The sequence below is a fragment of the Bacillus sp. J41TS8 genome (assembly GCF_018333035.1).
GTDB classification, from domain to species: domain Bacteria; phylum Bacillota; class Bacilli; order Bacillales; family Bacillaceae; genus Bacillus; species Bacillus paralicheniformis.
Genome location: NZ_BORF01000004.1, coordinates 280,530 through 296,699, shown reverse-complemented (window position 1 = coordinate 296,699; position 16,170 = coordinate 280,530). Strand labels below are relative to the sequence as shown.

The 16,170-nt window shown below is 46.6% G+C and carries 15 protein-coding genes; 4 read left to right on the top strand and 11 right to left on the bottom strand.

The window, feature by feature from the left end; all coding sequences use genetic code 11:
- Window positions 1-10 precede the first annotated feature (10 nt).
- Window positions 11-967: an iron-hydroxamate ABC transporter substrate-binding protein gene (locus KI350_RS08445; RefSeq protein ID WP_065644485.1), complete on the bottom strand. Its 957-nt coding sequence runs from the start codon at window positions 965-967 to the stop codon at window positions 11-13.
- A 91-nt stretch (window positions 968-1,058) separates the two neighbouring features.
- On the bottom strand, window positions 1,059-2,654 hold the full coding sequence (gene btr, locus KI350_RS08440) for a bacillibactin transport transcriptional regulator Btr (RefSeq protein WP_065644484.1): 1,596 nt from the start codon (window positions 2,652-2,654) through the stop codon (window positions 1,059-1,061).
- 332 nt (window positions 2,655-2,986) lie between these two features.
- Between btr and KI350_RS08435 the strand changes: the two genes are divergently transcribed.
- Entirely contained in the window at window positions 2,987-3,373 is a 387-nt protein-coding gene (locus KI350_RS08435) for a DUF5362 family protein (RefSeq protein WP_223254824.1), read from the top strand.
- 44 nt (window positions 3,374-3,417) lie between these two features.
- Here KI350_RS08435 and KI350_RS08430 read toward each other — a convergent pair whose 3' ends face one another.
- Together KI350_RS08430 and KI350_RS08425 are read right to left on the bottom strand one after the other, a co-directional pair.
- Window positions 3,418-4,059, bottom strand: coding sequence for an NAD(P)-dependent oxidoreductase (locus KI350_RS08430; RefSeq protein ID WP_065644482.1), 642 nt, complete (start codon window positions 4,057-4,059; stop codon window positions 3,418-3,420).
- Between the two features lie 74 nt (window positions 4,060-4,133).
- Entirely contained in the window at window positions 4,134-4,535 is a 402-nt protein-coding gene (locus KI350_RS08425; RefSeq protein ID WP_020453242.1) for an Rrf2 family transcriptional regulator, read from the bottom strand.
- 172 nt (window positions 4,536-4,707) lie between these two features.
- Between KI350_RS08425 and KI350_RS08420 the strand changes: the two genes are divergently transcribed.
- Window positions 4,708-5,091, top strand: coding sequence for a GRAM domain-containing protein (locus KI350_RS08420; RefSeq protein ID WP_065644481.1), 384 nt, complete (start codon window positions 4,708-4,710; stop codon window positions 5,089-5,091).
- A gap of 37 nt (window positions 5,092-5,128) precedes the next feature.
- On the opposite strand, the gene KI350_RS08415 is transcribed toward KI350_RS08420, so the two are convergent.
- From KI350_RS08415 to fdhD, 3 genes are all read right to left on the bottom strand, one after another.
- Window positions 5,129-5,608 carry a hypothetical protein gene (locus KI350_RS08415; protein ID WP_065644480.1) on the bottom strand — a complete coding sequence of 160 codons (480 nt, stop codon included), beginning with the start codon at window positions 5,606-5,608 and terminating at the stop codon, window positions 5,129-5,131.
- A 150-nt stretch (window positions 5,609-5,758) separates the two neighbouring features.
- A complete protein-coding gene (gene moaA / locus KI350_RS08410; protein WP_065644479.1) occupies window positions 5,759-6,784 on the bottom strand; it encodes a GTP 3',8-cyclase MoaA in 1,026 nt (341 codons plus the stop codon).
- A gap of 14 nt (window positions 6,785-6,798) precedes the next feature.
- Complete coding sequence (fdhD, locus tag KI350_RS08405) at window positions 6,799-7,590, bottom strand: formate dehydrogenase accessory sulfurtransferase FdhD (RefSeq protein WP_065644478.1); 792 nt, start codon at window positions 7,588-7,590, stop codon at window positions 6,799-6,801.
- A gap of 266 nt (window positions 7,591-7,856) precedes the next feature.
- Between fdhD and KI350_RS08400 the strand changes: the two genes are divergently transcribed.
- Both KI350_RS08400 and KI350_RS08395 read left to right on the top strand, forming a co-directional pair.
- Window positions 7,857-9,119 (top strand): L-lactate MFS transporter, encoded by a 1,263-nt coding sequence (locus KI350_RS08400; protein ID WP_065644477.1) that lies wholly within the window; start codon window positions 7,857-7,859, stop codon window positions 9,117-9,119.
- A 33-nt stretch (window positions 9,120-9,152) separates the two neighbouring features.
- Window positions 9,153-11,504, top strand: coding sequence for an FdhF/YdeP family oxidoreductase (locus tag KI350_RS08395; protein WP_065644476.1), 2,352 nt, complete (start codon window positions 9,153-9,155; stop codon window positions 11,502-11,504).
- 50 nt (window positions 11,505-11,554) lie between these two features.
- Here KI350_RS08395 and KI350_RS08390 read toward each other — a convergent pair whose 3' ends face one another.
- The 4 genes from KI350_RS08390 to murA form a co-directional block, all read right to left on the bottom strand.
- Entirely contained in the window at window positions 11,555-12,247 is a 693-nt protein-coding gene (locus tag KI350_RS08390; protein ID WP_165428300.1) for a VWA domain-containing protein, read from the bottom strand.
- Between the two features lie 372 nt (window positions 12,248-12,619).
- Window positions 12,620-13,306, bottom strand: coding sequence for a VWA domain-containing protein (locus tag KI350_RS08385; protein ID WP_043925142.1), 687 nt, complete (start codon window positions 13,304-13,306; stop codon window positions 12,620-12,622).
- Window positions 13,307-13,622: 316 nt separating this feature from the next.
- A complete protein-coding gene (gene spoIID / locus KI350_RS08380; RefSeq protein ID WP_212930466.1) occupies window positions 13,623-14,639 on the bottom strand; it encodes a stage II sporulation protein D in 1,017 nt (338 codons plus the stop codon).
- Between the two features lie 196 nt (window positions 14,640-14,835).
- Window positions 14,836-16,146 carry a UDP-N-acetylglucosamine 1-carboxyvinyltransferase gene (gene murA / locus KI350_RS08375; protein WP_020453252.1) on the bottom strand — a complete coding sequence of 437 codons (1,311 nt, stop codon included), beginning with the start codon at window positions 16,144-16,146 and terminating at the stop codon, window positions 14,836-14,838.
- Between the last annotated feature and the right edge of the window lie 24 nt (window positions 16,147-16,170).

Here is a 16,170-nt window from a genome sequence, read left to right as displayed (position 1 = left end):
GGAACCTTTTCTATTTGTTCTGCGCCAATTTCTCAGCTGCAGCCTTTAAAAATTCAACCTTGCTCCATGCCGTGCCGCCCTGCGCAAGGGGGTCTACAGCATTGACAAATACACGGTCATTTTTCACTGCAGAAATGCTTTTCCAAATTGGATTTTTCTCTAGATCTTTCAGCGCATTCGGATTGTCGGCATTCTCATCGTCTGAGAATTGGACAAACATATAGTCCGGATTCATTTCGCTCAATTTTTCTAAAGAAACTAACTCCTGGGCTTTTGCCGCCTTGACTTCTTTTGGAGCTGTGAAGCCAAGCTCACCGTATAATGTGGAATTGAAGAATACGTCTTCCGGGTAGATAAAGACATTGCCTTTTCTGATTCTGACAACGAGCGCTTTTGTATCTTTTGCCGTTTTCTCAAGCTTTGTTTTAGCTTCCTTAAGGTCGGCTTCATAATCCGAAATAATCTGCTTCGCTTTATCTTCTTTGCCTGTCAGTTCAGCCAGCAGATTTAAATTGTCTTTCCAGTTTGAAGAAACGTGGGAAACCGGAATCGTCGTCGCGATGTTATCCAGTTTTTTCACCACTTTATCGGGAAATTTCGTTGAAGCCAGGATGACATCCGGTTTCAGCTCAAGGATTTTCTCCAGGTTCGGCTCCATTTTTTCGCCGACAGCGGCTGCTTTGTCAGTAATGCTCTTAAACAGGTCCGGGAACTTTCCGGAGAAGGAAATGGCGCCGGCCGGGTGAACATCCAGAAGCTTGGCATCTTCCATCGATTCCACGCTTCCCGTAATGACGATTTGTTCGGCCGGGATCTTCACCTTGTATGTATGATCGAGATACTCGATGCTTTTCTCAGCTGACGCTGAGCTCTTGTCATCGCCGCTCGCCTTTTCTTTGCTGTTCCCGCATCCCGCTGCGCTAAACGCGAGAAGGAGAATAAATAATAAGATTGATAGTTTTCTCATCTGACTGAGACCCCCTGATTTAATTGATAACTATTATCAATTAAAATTATAGGGTTGCCTCTTCGATAACACCATGGATAATATCCGGCAATTAAAATGGATTTTTTCCGGATAGCAGCCGAACCGCCTGGCGGATGATTCGTTCATGGCTGCATGCGGAATATTCCCGCCAAGGATCTGAATTCACCTGATACACCCGGTGATGCCGTACCGCTTTCAAATCCTGCCATGCAGCCGACTGCTGCAGCTCCCTGTAGAATGCCAGTGTCTCCGGCTCTTTAAAGATGAAAATCATAATGATGTCCGGCTGATATGCCGCGATCGTTTCAATCGACACGGCCCGGTCAGTCGGTTCTTCCAGCGATACAGCTGATTCAAAGCCAAGGTCGCCGAAAAATACATCTTGAACAGAGCGGTTATGCGCCAGATAAATCTCGTGTTTATGCAGGCGCAAAAACAAAAAGCTTCGGCGTCCGCAGATCGGATAAAGCGTCTCTTTCGCGGTCTCGGTGAGACGCTGGTAAGACAGCAGCCATTTGTGAGCCTCCGCTTCTTCGTCCAAATGGGATGCGGTCAGCATAAAATGCCTCCTCCATTGTTCCTGTGAAGGCAAAAAGAAGACATCTGCGATCGACTGGAGTTGTTCCCGTTCCTCAGCAGACACGCTGTCCATGCTGATAATGAGCTCCGGTTCAGCCGCTGACAATGTCCGCAGATTTTCTTCCCACGGCTCGTGAAAGCGGTATGCGCTCAGATGGATCGGAATATCTGCCGCGTAATGCTTATAGTAATACGATGTCCATTTCGGATGCAGGGAAGCAGCGTAAGGAATGAGGTGAAGCGGTATCAGCTGTCCGATCGTATTCTGGCCGTAGGCAGCCAGCTTCCTGCGCCTTTTTTTCATATAAACGGTCGGGGATAAACCGGTATGCTTCTTAAATGTCCTGCTGAAATAAAATTCATCCTGATACCCGATTTGGCTTGAGATTTCCCTCAGCTTGTAGCTTGCTTTTGCCATCAGCTGCTTCGCTTTCGTCATCCGCGTTTCAGTGATAAACTCTGTCACACTTTGACCGTACAGCTTTTTGAACGTTTCGCTGTAGTGCTTCGCGCTGATTCCGGCCATTTGCGCGAGTTGATCAAGCGTCAGTTGTGCATCTGAATGCTCTTCAATATACTCCTTTGTTTTTCCTATGGCTGATGCGGTGTTTTCGGGATGAGTCAGTTTGGCCGAATAGATATCGTACAGAAGCTGCTGCAGGTCTGCTTGGCATTTCAGCTCCTGGAGCGCTGAAGAAGCCGGCCATAAGGCGGAAAGTTCCTGAAGACGGGAGGCCAGATTTCCGACAGGATGGACATTCATCATCTGAAGGTCGGAAAAAGCGTCAGGGTCTGTGTTCGCTTCAAGCGTCAGGCGGCGGTCATCATAGCAGTAGGGCTGCAGCCTGATGAGATACCCGCTGATTTCAGCTGACAAAGCTGTGATTCCGAATGTTTCATAAGGCGGAACGATATACAGCGTTTCTTTTTGGAGCGGCCTGCCCGATGCCTGTATATCGATTCTCCCTTCACCCTTCAAATGAAAGATTAAAACGAAAGAGTCTGCCAGCTGCTGTTCATCCGGAAGATCGCCGGGCTTTTTTATATGATCAATTTGCAAGAGACGATAGAAATAAGAAGATTTCATAGAAAAACCGCCTTTCTTAACACCAGTCATATCACAAAAATAAAAATGCCCCTGAACAATATGGTAAATTGGTTGCGGGGTTCTGGTCCGGCACAAAATACCAGTTTGCAAGGTGCATTTCACATCACTTATAGCTGTTATGCTTCTTACGATTTACTATAACACAGTCGCTTTTATTGTGGAATCATGTAGCCAGAGCGGCCATCTGCCCAATATGCACTTTAAAATATAATAAAAAATCAATACTTATCATTTCAATATCTTTTTGCCTAGTGTATAACTATAGAGAAATTACTATATTTACAGGGAAGGCGTGACTTCTTATTTTGGAAATGACAGACAGCATGAAAAAATCGCTTGATGCGATTGCAAAATGGGGGAAAATAACCGGCGTTTTTATAATTATCGCCGGAGGCATCTATGCCTTTTTCGGAATTTCTTTGCTTATCATCGGAGCCGCTCCAGGTGTGCTGATGATTTTCTCAGGGATCTACCTTCTTAAATCGGCAAACGCCGCTCAGAAAATGAGTGATGACATGCCGCAAGAACCGCATGAAGCCTTGCTTGATAACTATGTGAAGTTTATGAAATGGCAATTTTTCTACTTACTATCGAATATTGTGATCTTCATTTTATGCATCGTCGTCTTTTTCTTCCTGATCTTTTTAGGTGTTCTTGCCGATTCATACAGCGGGTATGACCCTTATTATTACGAATGATCATCAAAAGCCTGTCTCGGGAATTGATCCGAGACAGGCTTTTATTATTCGGCTTCCCCGACAACAGTGAAACGCTCATTGATGTGCTCGCCTTTTTCAGCTTCGTCCACCACTGCAATGGCATAGTCTGCATAGCTGATGTAGCTTTCTCCGGCGGTGTTTACGATCAAGTTTTCCTGACCTTTTTGATATGAACCTGTTCGCTTTCCTTCCGGATTGAAAAATGCCGCCGGGCTGATGAACGTCCATTTCAGTTCGCCCGCTTCTTTCAAATCCTGAAGGTTCTGCCCCTGGTTTTTGGCCGTCGGCAAGTATTCTTTAGGAAACTCAGGCGTATTGTACAGCTGGGTTGTTTTTTCTTTATCGACATAAAGGCTGCCTGCCCCGCCTACGACGATTAATCTTGTTTCAGGAACCTGCTTAAACAGTTCGATCAGCTTTCTTCCAGCTTCAACATGGAGATGCTCCTGCCCTGGGGCCGCGCCGAACGCATTGACGACAACGTCCAGTCCTTTGATGTCTGCCGCTGTCAGGTCGAAAATGTCTTTTTCAATGACAGCTGCACCGCTGTTCGCCACTTTTGACGCACTTCTGACAATTGCCGTCACTTCGTGTCCTCTTTCTGATGCTTCTTTTAAAATCATGCTGCCCGCTTTACCGCTTGCACCGATAATACCGATTTTCATAATCGCTTCCTCCAATAATTTAAGTATTTGTAACAAAATTCGTTACACGTTGATGATGAAACATCATCTCTTATTTAAAAGAGATGAGTTAAGACGTCTTTAAGAGACTTGCTGGCCAATTCGTTCTCCATCGCCTGCTGTACGCTGTGAAACGTTTGGTCAAGCGTTGTTTGAATTTGTCTTCCAACCGGACAGTTTGGATTCGGCTTGTCATGAATCGCAAACAATTCCTCTTGCGGCTGAACCGCGCGGTAAATATCCAGCAGAGATATATCTTCAGGATCTCTTTTCAGGGTTGCCCCGGCCACTCCCGGCCGCGACGTCAAAATACCGCCTTTTTTGAGCTGGCTGATCATGCGCCTGATCACAACAGGGTTCGTATTGACGCTCCCGGCGATCATTTCCGAAGATTCCCGCGGGTTTGCGGCGATTAAAGATAAAATATGAATGGCCACTGAAAGACGGGTGTTCACCATAAGTTTTCACCACCGATGTAATTATTATAGTTACAGGGGGGGTTTTTGTCAACTCTTATCTTATCCTTAATGATCGGAAGAATAAATGAAATTTTTCAATCACCCTCACGTCTCACTTTGGAACTTTTTCACAGACTCTTTCGGATTCATTGATGAAAGGAGTGTTTTTTCAATGAAAGAGATAGCAGAAGGAAAAGCAGCTTTGAATACCCGGCTTGAGCCGAATGAAGAGATCAGATCGATTATTCTTTGCGCTTATAACGCGAGGATGTATGCACAATACACCCCATACAGAGGCGTGCTTGCGGCCACTGACAGGCGGCTCATGTTTTATTCTTCTCTGTTTGGCGCCCCTTTTTACTTTGATATCCGCTATGATACCATCTCTTCGTTTCGCCGCGAAAAAGGGCTGGTAACAAGAGGCGATCATCTTGTCGTGATGAACAACGGGGATCGGGAAGCATTTCACTATTTTAGCGGCTGTGATCCTTTGGAATCATTCATCGAAACCGTTCGCAAGCTGAAGAAGCTGCCTGAAGATATGATGCATGTCTGAAAACGCCGGCTCCTGGATGTGCCCGCAGCCGGCATACTCAGTTATTAATCTCGTACTTCTCCCCATATCTCAGCACTTTATAAATTGCCATTCCATCAGAAAGATGATTTTCGGAATATCTCACGGGAATCAAAGCAAAAAATACATAATAGGTTGAAAAATAAACAAACTGGTAGAAAAAAATATTTTCGGGTATGATGTCTTTGATAATCAGCAGATTGACAATAAAAATAGACGCTAAATTAAACAGCGATCCGCCGGCATAAATCATCGCATTCGTAAAACGGTTATCGTATTTCAGATCCCCGTATTTGCAAAAGGAATCCATAAAGTAAACACTTCTGATTTGCACGGGGCCGAATTTCAGCAATTTTTTGCCCATCCCGATTTCAAGCGAAGATTTCCCGCCGAACAACACCGCCATCACGCTGTGGCCCAAGACATGAAGCACCGACACGGCGGGAAAAACGATCATGAACGACCAGAAGAATTTTACAATATCCTGCAGTCCGAACATTCAATCATCCTTTCTGTTTCAGGCCATGTTTTTTAAAAAATTTCCGCTTTTCCCCCGTATCAAACCTGTCAATATGCAAGTCAAACCAGCCTCCGGAGCATGAAAAATCCGCCCATCTTTTCAATGGACGGCGTTTACAGGAGCAATCAATTATCCTCCTATATAGGACATTTCAACTTTTTTCCGCGGAGCAGCTTTTGCAAGAGCGCGGTCGAGCGAATATTGGTCATCGCGATTCCGCCAGACCGTGCCGATCGCCTCAGCCAGCTCCTGATCGGTTTGCCCGCTTCTGATCAAGGTTCTTAAATCAAACCCGCTTGATGCGAAAAGACATGTAAAAAGCTCGCCTTTCGCCGATAATCTTGCTCTGTTGCATGTGCTGCAAAAAGCATCGGATACAGAAGAGATAAAACCGATTTCTCCTGAACCGTCCAGGTATCGGTACCGTTTGGCGACTTCTCCTTTGTAGTTCGGGTCGATCGGTTCAATCGGCATGTCTTCATTGATGATCCGGATGATATCCGCTTTTGTCACCACTGACTGACGGTTCCATTCATTTGTGTTCCCGACATCCATAAACTCAATAAACCGCAAAATATGGCCTTTTTCTTTAAAATAGCGGGCCATCGGCAAAATATCCTTTTCATTGACCCCTTTTTGGACGACCATGTTGATCTTGACGCCGAGTCCGGCCTCTTTCGCCGCTTCAATTCCGGCCAGCACCTTGCTGACGGAGACGCCTCTGCCGTTGATCGCTTTGAAACGCTCGTCATCCAGGGAATCCAGGCTGACCGTGACCCGTTTCAGCCCCGCTTTTTTCAGCTTGTCAGCGTAAACCGGCAGCAGAACGCCGTTCGTCGTCATCGCAATATCGCGAATCCCTTTGATCTCCGCAAGCTTCCCGACTAATTCCGGCATATCTTTTCTCATCAGCGGCTCGCCGCCGGTGAGGCGGATTTTTTCCACCCCGAACTGATGAACAAACAGCTTGGCCAATCGTTCAAGCTCTTCAAAGGACAACAGTTCGCCTTTTGGCAAAAACGGATAGTCCTGTCCAAAGATTTCGGCAGGCATGCAATACGTACATCTTAAGTTGCAGCGGTCGGTGACAGAAATTCTTAAATCCCGAAGCGGCCGGCTTTTCTGATCCAAAACTTGTTCACTGTTGGTGTTCACGCCTGTTGCCTCCTTTATGTTAACTGAATTCGCTCGTGATGCGTATATACATTGAATGACCGGTTTCTCGCAAAACCAATCGTCATGATATTCAGCTCCTCCGCCATTTGAATGGCCAGCTCGGTCGGCGCCGACTTGGAAATGACCGCGGAAACCCCGATTTTTGCGGCTTTGAGCAGCACTTCCGAAGAAATTCTGCCGCTGAACACGATCAGCTTGTCGCGCACAGGAATCTGGTGAAGCAGACAATATCCGTACAATTTATCAAGCGCATTATGTCTTCCGATATCAGATCTGACTGCAATCAGCTTGTCAGTGCTGCACAAAGCGGCATTATGAACGCCCCCCGTATGGCGAAAAAGCTTGCTGCTTTTCTGCATGTCGCGCATCAGCGCCAAACAATTCTCAGGCGTAATGGTCACGCCGTCAATCGCCGTTTTTGCGGTTTTGACGTCCTGCTGGAAATAAAAATGCCGCCCTTTTCCGCAGCAGGAGCCGATCACCCGCTTCGTGTAATCCTTCAGCACCAGCTTTTTTGAGCTGACAAGATCGACATATGCGAATCCGAGACTTTCATCTATTGTAAACCTTTTAATCTCATTTTTAAATCGGATCACACCTTCAGATGCGAGAAATCCGATCACCAGTTCTTCCAGGCTGTCCGGCGAACAAACAAGCGTGACAAATTCCTCACCGTTCACCATGACAGTCAGGGGGAATTCCGTTGCCATCTGATCTTCTTGCTGTGTCATCTCTCCATTATCATAACGGAAAATGTTTCGGCTTGTTGTGATGTTTTTCCCCATGAATAAACCCCGCCCCTTTGTTTCTTATCATATCTATTACTATACTCGTCTATCATGCCGTTTCACAACCGTCAGGTCAAATTTGGAAGCTTCATCTTGTTGATAGCTTGAAAACATGATATTATTTTTTAAAAGTTCAAAAAATATACACTTTTCAAACAGACTGCCTTTCTTCGCAGCAACCCCGGAAATCGCTTTCAAATAATCGCTCCCCGGCAGCCTTCTGTCTTTATGACAAGCCTTTCTTTTCCACAGGAGGTTCTCACATGAAAAAAGTGAAAAACAGGTGGCTCATCGCTTTATGTGCTGTAGGCATTCATTTGTCTATCGGGTCTGTATACGCATGGAGCGTCTTTACAAACCCGCTCGCTGAAACCTTCGGCTGGAGCCTCAGCCAGATCAGCCTGACGTTCAGCATCGCTATTTTATTTCTCGGTCTTTCAGCTGCATTTTTGGGACACTTCGTCGAAAAGCACGGACCCAAAAAAGCAGGCATGCTCGCCGCTCTTTTCTTCGGAGCTGGCGTGACGTTTTCCGGCTTCGCCGTTCAGATCGGCTCCCTTCCCCTGCTTTATTTGTTTTACGGCGTCTTCGGAGGAATCGGACTTGGCGTCGGCTATATTACGCCCGTATCTTCGCTTGTTAAATGGTTTCCTGACCGCCGCGGCTTGGCTACAGGGCTTGCCATTATGGGATTCGGATTTGCGGCCTTGATCAGCAGCCCGATCATGCAGAAGCTGATCTCAGCGGTCGGTATAGCCAATACCTTTTTTATTCTCGGCATCTGCTACTTTCTTGTGATGATGCTGTCTTCGCTTTACCTCGCTCCGCCGGAAGACGGCTGGAAGCCTGAAGGATTTTCAACCGGAAAAAACGGAAAGGCGCAAAGCGCCGATATTTCCCAGCTGACGGCAAATGAAGCCATTAAAACGAAACGCTTTTATTATTTATGGCTGATGCTTTTTATTAATGTTACGTGCGGAATCGCCATCATATCCATCGCTTCACCGCTGGCGCAGGAAAGTGCGGGCATGTCCGCCGCCGCTGCTGCCGCTCTCGTCGGCGTTTTGGGCGCATTTAACGGTTTAGGGCGGATCGGCTGGGCCTCTGCATCTGATTACATCGGCCGGCCGAATACGTATACCGTCTTTTTCGCTGTACAGCTGATCGCCTTTCCGCTTTTGCCGTTTATTTCCGACAAGGCCGTCTTCTCTGTTTTGATGGCATTGATCTATACGTGCTATGGAGGGGGGTTTGCCGCAATTCCGGCTTATATCGGGGATTTGTTCGGAACAAAGCAGCTCGGTGCAATCCACGGATACATTTTAACGGCATGGGCGGCGGCAGGACTTGCGGGCCCGATGTTCTCTTCTTGGGTGCGTGATGCAACAGGAAGCTACAGCCAGAGCCTGACGGTTTTCGCAGCACTGTTCGCCATCGGCCTGTTCATTTCGATCTTCATTAGAACCGACATTAAACAGTTGCGGAAAAAAGCGGCGGTTCATGTCTCAAACTCGATAAAAGGATGATCCGGCAGTATCCGCTGGAAAGGAGAGAATGGAATGGGAAAAACAAAGCATCAAGGTCCGATGAAGCTGAATAAAAAGCCCGCGCCAAAACTGTGGGCTTCTTGGGCGCCGATGGGACTCGGAAAGGTAAAGCCAAAGCATATCAGAGATACGATGAAAACAGCGTGGGACAATAAAGACAACCTTTCGTACGCCTACAGAATTTTGACGCAAGGCGTGTGCGACGGCTGTGCGCTCGGTGTATCCGGACTCCGTGATCAGACGCTCACAGGGCCTCATCTCTGCACGACGCGGCTGAACGTCCTCCGCTTAAATACGATGCCTGCGATCGAGGACAAATGGCTGTCCGCCGACATCGAACAGCTGAGAAAGCTGGACAGCACCGAACTGAGAAAGCTCGGACGCATCCCTTATCCGCTGTCGAGAAAAAAAGGAGAACGATCGTTCTCGAGAATTTCATGGGATGAAGCGCTCAGCCGAATCGCGGACAAAATCAAATCGATTGATAAACGACAGCTCGCCTTTTATTTAACGGCCAGGGGGATTACGAATGAGGTATACTATACGGCCGCAAAAGCGGCTCGGTTTATCGGCACAAACAACATTGACAACGCCTCGCGGATCTGCCACTCGCCAAGCAAAACGGCTTTAAAAAGGTCCCTTGGCATCGGCGCCTCAAGCTGCAGCTACCGAGACTGGATCGGGACGGATGTCCTCGTCTTCTGGGGATCTGTCGCCGCCAATAACCAGCCGGTGTCAACAAAATACATGTATGCCGCCAAAAAAGCGGGAACAAAAATCATTATGATCAACCCGTACCTGGAACCTTCGATGGAAAAATACTGGATTCCATCGATAGCTGAGAGCGCCCTTTTCGGCACCAAAATCACTGATGACGTATACCAAGTCAATATCGGCGGCGACATTGCCTTTATGAACGGGGTAATGAAGCACTGGTTTGAAATGGAACGGGAGGCCCCCGGTTCAAGCATTGACCGCGCCTTTATCGAAGCACACACAAACGGGTTCACTGAGCTTAAACAGCATATCGAAAAGCAAAATTGGAAGACGCTTGAAGAGTCATCCGGCATATCGAAAGATCGAATGAAAGAATTCGCCGTCTTGCTGGCCCGGGCGAAAACCGGCGTTTTCATTTGGAGCATGGGACTCACACAGCACCGTTTTGCGACCGACAACATTTCACAGGTGGCAAATCTCGCCCTGTTACAAGGATTCATCGGCAGAAAGCATTGCGGCGTCATGCCGATCAGAGGGCACAGCGGTGTGCAGGGCTCTGGAGAAATGGGTGCCGATCCTTTCGTCCTGCCAGGCGGTGATTTTGACGAAGAAACTACCGCACGGATCGAGAAGATTTGGGGCTTTCGAATACCGACTTGGCAAGGCGATACGATCGGCCAGACAATCGAAAACATGCTGCTGCCGAACGAAAGCGAAAGAAAAGTAAAAGTGTTTTATACGAGCGGAGGCAACTTTTTGGAAACGATGCCGAACCCCGATTTTATTAAAAAAGCATTACAGGAAGTTGAGATGAGAGTCCATCAGGACATCATCTTCAATACTTCCACCCTTGTCGATGCCAAAGAAGAAGTTATCATTCTCCCCGCAATGACAAGATATGAACAGCCTGGCGGAGGAACCTCAACCAGTACGGAACGGATGGTCTATTTCAGCCCCGAAATTAAAGGACCGCGCATCGGAGAAGCCCGTTCTGAATGGGAAATTTATATGGATCTTGCCAAACGGGTTCGGCCCGAAGACAAAGAACTGATCCATTTTGACAGCGCTGCGGAAATCCGTGAAGAAATCGCTGCTGCCAACCGGAATTATGAAGGGATTCAGCATTTGAAAAAACGCGGAGATGTCTTTCAATGGGGCGGCGCCTGGCTTTGTGAAGGCGGAATGTGTCCGACGGCAGACGGCAGGGGTAACCTGATCCCCGTCGATCTTCCTGAAAACAGACAAACTGAAGGACGCTTTCTCGTGACGACAAGGCGGGGAAAACAGTTCAATTCGATGATTTATAGTGAAAAAGATCCTTTCAACGCGGCAGATCGCCGGGATGTCATGATCCATCCAAAAGATGCCGAGGAGCTTTATATTCAAGACGGAGAAGCGATCGTTCTATTCAACCGCTACGGAACTTTCCAAGGCCGGGCAAAATATGCCGGCGTACAACGCGGAAACACGGCTGTCTACTGGCCGGAAGGAAATGTCCTGATCCCTAAAGGCGTATACGAAAACTATGCCCGTATTCCGGAATACAACACGGCGGTCATGATTGAAAAGGCGGAGATTTTCCATTCAAGAAAAGATCCGCACTATGCAGAAAAACGAATCGAAGAACTCGAAATGTCGACAGATTAGCTTAACAGAAGGTCGGGACGGCACTGCTGCCGTCCCGCTCTCGTATGGAGTTACTGAGACAGTTTTACGCCTTCTTCTTTCCATACCTTTTTAAAATCAGAAGCTGAGTCGGCTTCAATCAATTTTCCGCCGCCAGCAGCAGCTACTTTTTTAAGCTTTGCTTTTTCTTTCACGGTTTTCACGTCAAGCCCAACGATGTTGACGATTGTTTTAATGTTGGATTTGCGCAGATCTTTCGCTGCCTGAACAGGGTCTCCTCCGCATGTTTCTTCACCGTCTGTCACGATGTAAACATAATTCTTACCATCTTTATCGGCAAGATCTTCTTTTACATCATAAAGAGATTTTGCAATCGGAGACCAGCCTGTAGGCTTGATTCCGCTTAAAGCGTTTTCGAACGAGTTGGAAGAAAACGGCTGCAGATCATAGACGGTTTCCGTCGTACCGCAAGATAGTTCTTTTCCGGAGTTTTTATTGTTGCCTTTATGTCCGAACACATTCAGCATGACATTCGCATCGCTTGAAAGCAGGTCAGCAAAGTCGGTTACGGATTCTTTGGCAATATCAAATTTTCTTTCTCCTTCAACCTTTTGTGCCATGCTGCCGCTTGCATCAAGCACAACTGCAACATTGACATCTTTTTTGCTGTTGTCCGCATTTCCGTTTTCAGCCGCGAAAGCAGCAGCCGGAGCCAATGACAAAAGCATGGTGAACGTTGTTAACAGAGTAAACCTTTTTTTCACCTTTCTCACTTTCCTTTCCGCATTTGTTTTTCGGACCGATCTTCCGCATGAGATCTAGTCCACCAACATCGTAAAAGAAGGCTTGATAGAAATAAATAGGCCGGATCTCCTTTTCAAATTCACAAATTCTTCATAATCCTTACGATAATCGATCGACACTTTCACTTAAGTCCTATCAAAAAAGTCCGCTAAAAGACTGTTTTCGTCCCAATAACACCACAGTTACGACAAATTACCCCTCCAAAGGATTCAGCAGGGTTCAACGTTCTGAAACAATAACTTAATATTTGTAAAGTGTTTTGCTTGACTTTTTGACAATCTTTTCATCAAAAAAGGAAAGCTGCGGAAACATGTCCACAGCTTTTTTCCAGTTTATTTAGAAAGCTCGATTGCTTCCTGAGTGAAAATTCTTTTGATGTCATTTTTGGTTTTTGCTTGGAAATATTCACCGCCGCCGGCTGCTGCGATGCTTGTCAATTGTCCGTGAAAATCTCCTTCATAATCAAAGCCGATCACGTTGACAACCGCATTAGCTTTGCGCAGTTCTGTTGCAACTTTTACCGGATTGCCTCCGCATGTTTCCTCACCGTCTGTCAGCAGGTAAACGACGTTTTTCCCGTTGTTGTTCAGCTGGTCAAGCGCGTTTTTGGCATCTTGCAGCGCGTTGGCGATCGGTGTCCATCCAGTCGGTCCGATGCCGTTTAATGAGTTGCGGAAGCTTTGCTCGTCATACGTTTGGAACCCGTACACTCCTCTGATTGCATTGCAGGATTGTACCTTTCCGGAATTTTTATTGTTTCCCTCTGAACCGAAAACTCTCATGAGCACGTTTGCATTTTCAAGCTTAGAACCAAAGCTGAACGCCTCATTTTTGGCAAGCTCGTATTTTGAGACACCGCCGATCTTTTTAGCCATGCTGCCGCTTGCATCAAGCATAATCGCAACGTTAGGCGAATCTTCGGCAACTGTTACCTCCTGTTTTTTCTCAGCTGCGAATGCAGGCGAACCAAGGCTAAGAACCATAGCGGTCAAAATACCCAATGTCAGCTTCTTCTTCATTTCTCCCTTTCCCCTTTCTGAAATAAAGTCGTTAACACATTAATATCGTAGAAGAACACCAGGGAGAAATAAATAGGGCATGTCTCCTTTTCCTCGTTATTCATTTCAGCATACAACAAGCGGATAAAATAGACTTTATATCCTGTGAACCCTTATATTGACAAGACATTTACGGCCTTTTGGCGCTGTTCAGCAAGCCCTCCGGCACAGATTCTTGAAATATTTGTATAATATTTTGGCGTGCATCAACTTCATGAGAATGCCAAATTTTGATGACATTTAAAAAGACGCCGCCAATAAGGCAGACGTCTCTTTTTTATTTTTTCGCCATGTATTTATTTAAAAATTCATCAGCATTGGCTACAGCTGTTCCTTTGTAATAATACTTGACGATGGCTTCAGCTTTCTTGCCGTCTTTCGCCATATAATGCGCGCCGTATTGGCTCATACCTACTCCATGTCCATAACCCCTTGTCGTGACGGTAATCTGATTGCCGTCGCGTTTCCAATCAAAGTCTGCCGATTTGAGGCCGAGCTTTTCCCGAATATCTCTTCCCTCAAGCTTCTTTCCATTGATGACGGCAGTCGCAACGCGTTTTCCCGGCGTTCTTTCAGTGATCTTCCCAATGCTGTTTGAGCTGGGCAGCTTCACGCCGAGCTTTTGTTCAAATTCAGCGACAGTAAACGTTTTGTGGTTCAGGAATTTCGGCGACTTTGTATCCCAGGAGCTTTTCACGCTTTGCAGGTACGGAATATCACTTGTCCAATAAGCCCCCGCATTCTCGGTGTACCCGTTGCTCGTCGAGAAAAACGAAGCGTCAATTGGCTTATGATCATAGGTTAAAATTTTGCCTTGCGTACTGGCGACAGCTTCGGTCACTTTTTTGATTTTCCAATCGTAATCTTTCTTCCACAGCCTGCGGAGCTCTTCTTTGTTTTTATACACCTGGAACATCTGCGTATCATCGACGAGCGAGCCCTTCGGCGATCGGACAGCCTGCTCTGATACCATTTGCCTCACAATATATGTGCGGGCCGCGAGCGCTTGTGCTTTCAAAGCTTCGATATCGAAATCAGCCGGCATTTCCGAAGCAACGACACCAATGACATACTCTTCAAGCGGAATGTCTTCAACTTTCCGGTCAGCCGTTCTGTAGACCGGAATTGAAACGGGAGACTCTTTTAAGGTGACTTTCTTTTTTTCCTCGTGTTGCTGAGCGTGCTTTTCTGTTTTGATTGCCCCCGGTCCCCCGTGAAAAGGGAGGACAAGCAGTGTTGGTATGAGTAAAATCAGCATGCAGATTCCTGCTAGTACAATAAATAGCTGTTTCAAATCAGTGCCCCCATTTCTGTTTTGTCTCTTTCATTTTATGGGCGGGGACAAGCTAATATGACTGTACTTTTCAACTGCGGCTGCGTATTTTAAAAGCCATTCTTGTGCATAATGATAGATATGGGAGGCATACTGATATAGAATACTTGAAACATAAAAATCAGTATGCCGGATGACATACTGATTTCACGTTGATTTATGCGTTTAAATCGGATACAACTTCTTTATTTTCAATATGAACCGCTTCTTCATCGTTAACGCGCTCAATATCAGCACCGATACCGGCAAGTTTTTGGTGGAAGTTGACATATCCCCGGTCTAAATGTTTTAATTCGGTTACGCGCGTATGACCGTCAGCGACAAGGCCAGCAAGGATAAGAGCTGCGCCGGCGCGAAGATCCGTTGCGGCCACCTCAGCACCTTGAAGCTGCACAGGACCATTAATAATGACAGAACGGCCTTCGATTTTAATATCTCCGTTCATACGGCGGAATTCTTCCGCATGCATGAAGCGGTTCTCAAAGACGGTTTCTGTGATCATGCTGGTTCCATTTGCGCGCATCAAAAGAGCCATCATCTGAGACTGCATATCAGTCGGGAAACCTGGATGTGGCATTGTTTTTAAATCAATAGGCTTCAATTCAGAAGGACCGATGATCCGAAGACCGTCTCCTTCTTCCATGATTTGAACGCCCATTTCTTCCATTTTCGCAATTAAAGATGTTAAGTGCTCAGGAACCGCTCCCTTTACCAGTACGTTCCCTTCGGTAATCGCAGCGGCAACCATGAACGTACCCGCCTCGATCCGGTCAGGAATAATGGTATGTTTTGCACCATGAAGCGCCTTAACGCCTTCAATTTTAATGGTGCCTGTACCGGCACCCCGAATTTTACCGCCCATTGCATTGATATAGTTAGCCAGATCAACGATTTCAGGCTCTTTAGCAGCATTTTCGAGCGTTGTCGTGCCCTCAGCCAAAGCTGCAGCCATAATCAGGTTTTCAGTTGCTCCGACACTAGGAAAATCAAGATAAATTTTTGCGCCTTGAAGGCGGCCTTCTACAGTCGCTTCAATAAAGCCGTTTCCGACTTTAATTTTTGCGCCCATTGCTTCAAAGCCTTTCAGATGCTGATCGATCGGTCTTGAACCGATTGCACATCCTCCAGGCAAAGCCACTCTCGAGTGACCTGTGCGAGCAAGAAGCGGACCCATCACCAATACAGATGCGCGCATTTTACGAACATATTCAAACGGAGCTTCCGTAGACAAAGTGCGAGATGCATCAACCGTTACTGTATTATTTTCAAAATGTACACTTGCGCCTAAATGACGTAACACTTCGTTAATCGTATATACATCGGAGAGCGTAGGCACATCACATATTACGCTTTTTTCTTCACTGGCTAATAAAGATGCAGCGATAACTGGTAAAACGGCATTTTTTGCTCCTTCAACTTTGACTGTGCCGTTTAACTTTCGACCGCCGCGGACGATGATTTTTTCCAAGGTATTCCCCTCCGCGTCCCAATT

Coding starts and splice junctions, on each gene's coding strand:
- btr (WP_065644484.1), bottom strand. CDS start 2,654: ATGAAATCTTCTTATTTCTATCGTCTCTTGCAAATTGATCATATAAAA.
- KI350_RS08400 (WP_065644477.1), top strand. CDS start 7,857: ATGAAAAAAGTGAAAAACAGGTGGCTCATCGCTTTATGTGCTGTAGGC.
- KI350_RS08435 (WP_223254824.1), top strand. CDS start 2,987: ATGACAGACAGCATGAAAAAATCGCTTGATGCGATTGCAAAATGGGGG.
- KI350_RS08425 (WP_020453242.1), bottom strand. CDS start 4,535: ATGGTGAACACCCGTCTTTCAGTGGCCATTCATATTTTATCTTTAATC.
- KI350_RS08420 (WP_065644481.1), top strand. CDS start 4,708: ATGAAAGAGATAGCAGAAGGAAAAGCAGCTTTGAATACCCGGCTTGAG.
- KI350_RS08430 (WP_065644482.1), bottom strand. CDS start 4,059: ATGAAAATCGGTATTATCGGTGCAAGCGGTAAAGCGGGCAGCATGATT.
- KI350_RS08445 (WP_065644485.1), bottom strand. CDS start 967: ATGAGAAAACTATCAATCTTATTATTTATTCTCCTTCTCGCGTTTAGC.
- fdhD (WP_065644478.1), bottom strand. CDS start 7,590: ATGGGGAAAAACATCACAACAAGCCGAAACATTTTCCGTTATGATAAT.
- KI350_RS08385 (WP_043925142.1), bottom strand. CDS start 13,306: ATGAAGAAGAAGCTGACATTGGGTATTTTGACCGCTATGGTTCTTAGC.
- KI350_RS08415 (WP_065644480.1), bottom strand. CDS start 5,608: ATGTTCGGACTGCAGGATATTGTAAAATTCTTCTGGTCGTTCATGATC.
- KI350_RS08395 (WP_065644476.1), top strand. CDS start 9,153: ATGGGAAAAACAAAGCATCAAGGTCCGATGAAGCTGAATAAAAAGCCC.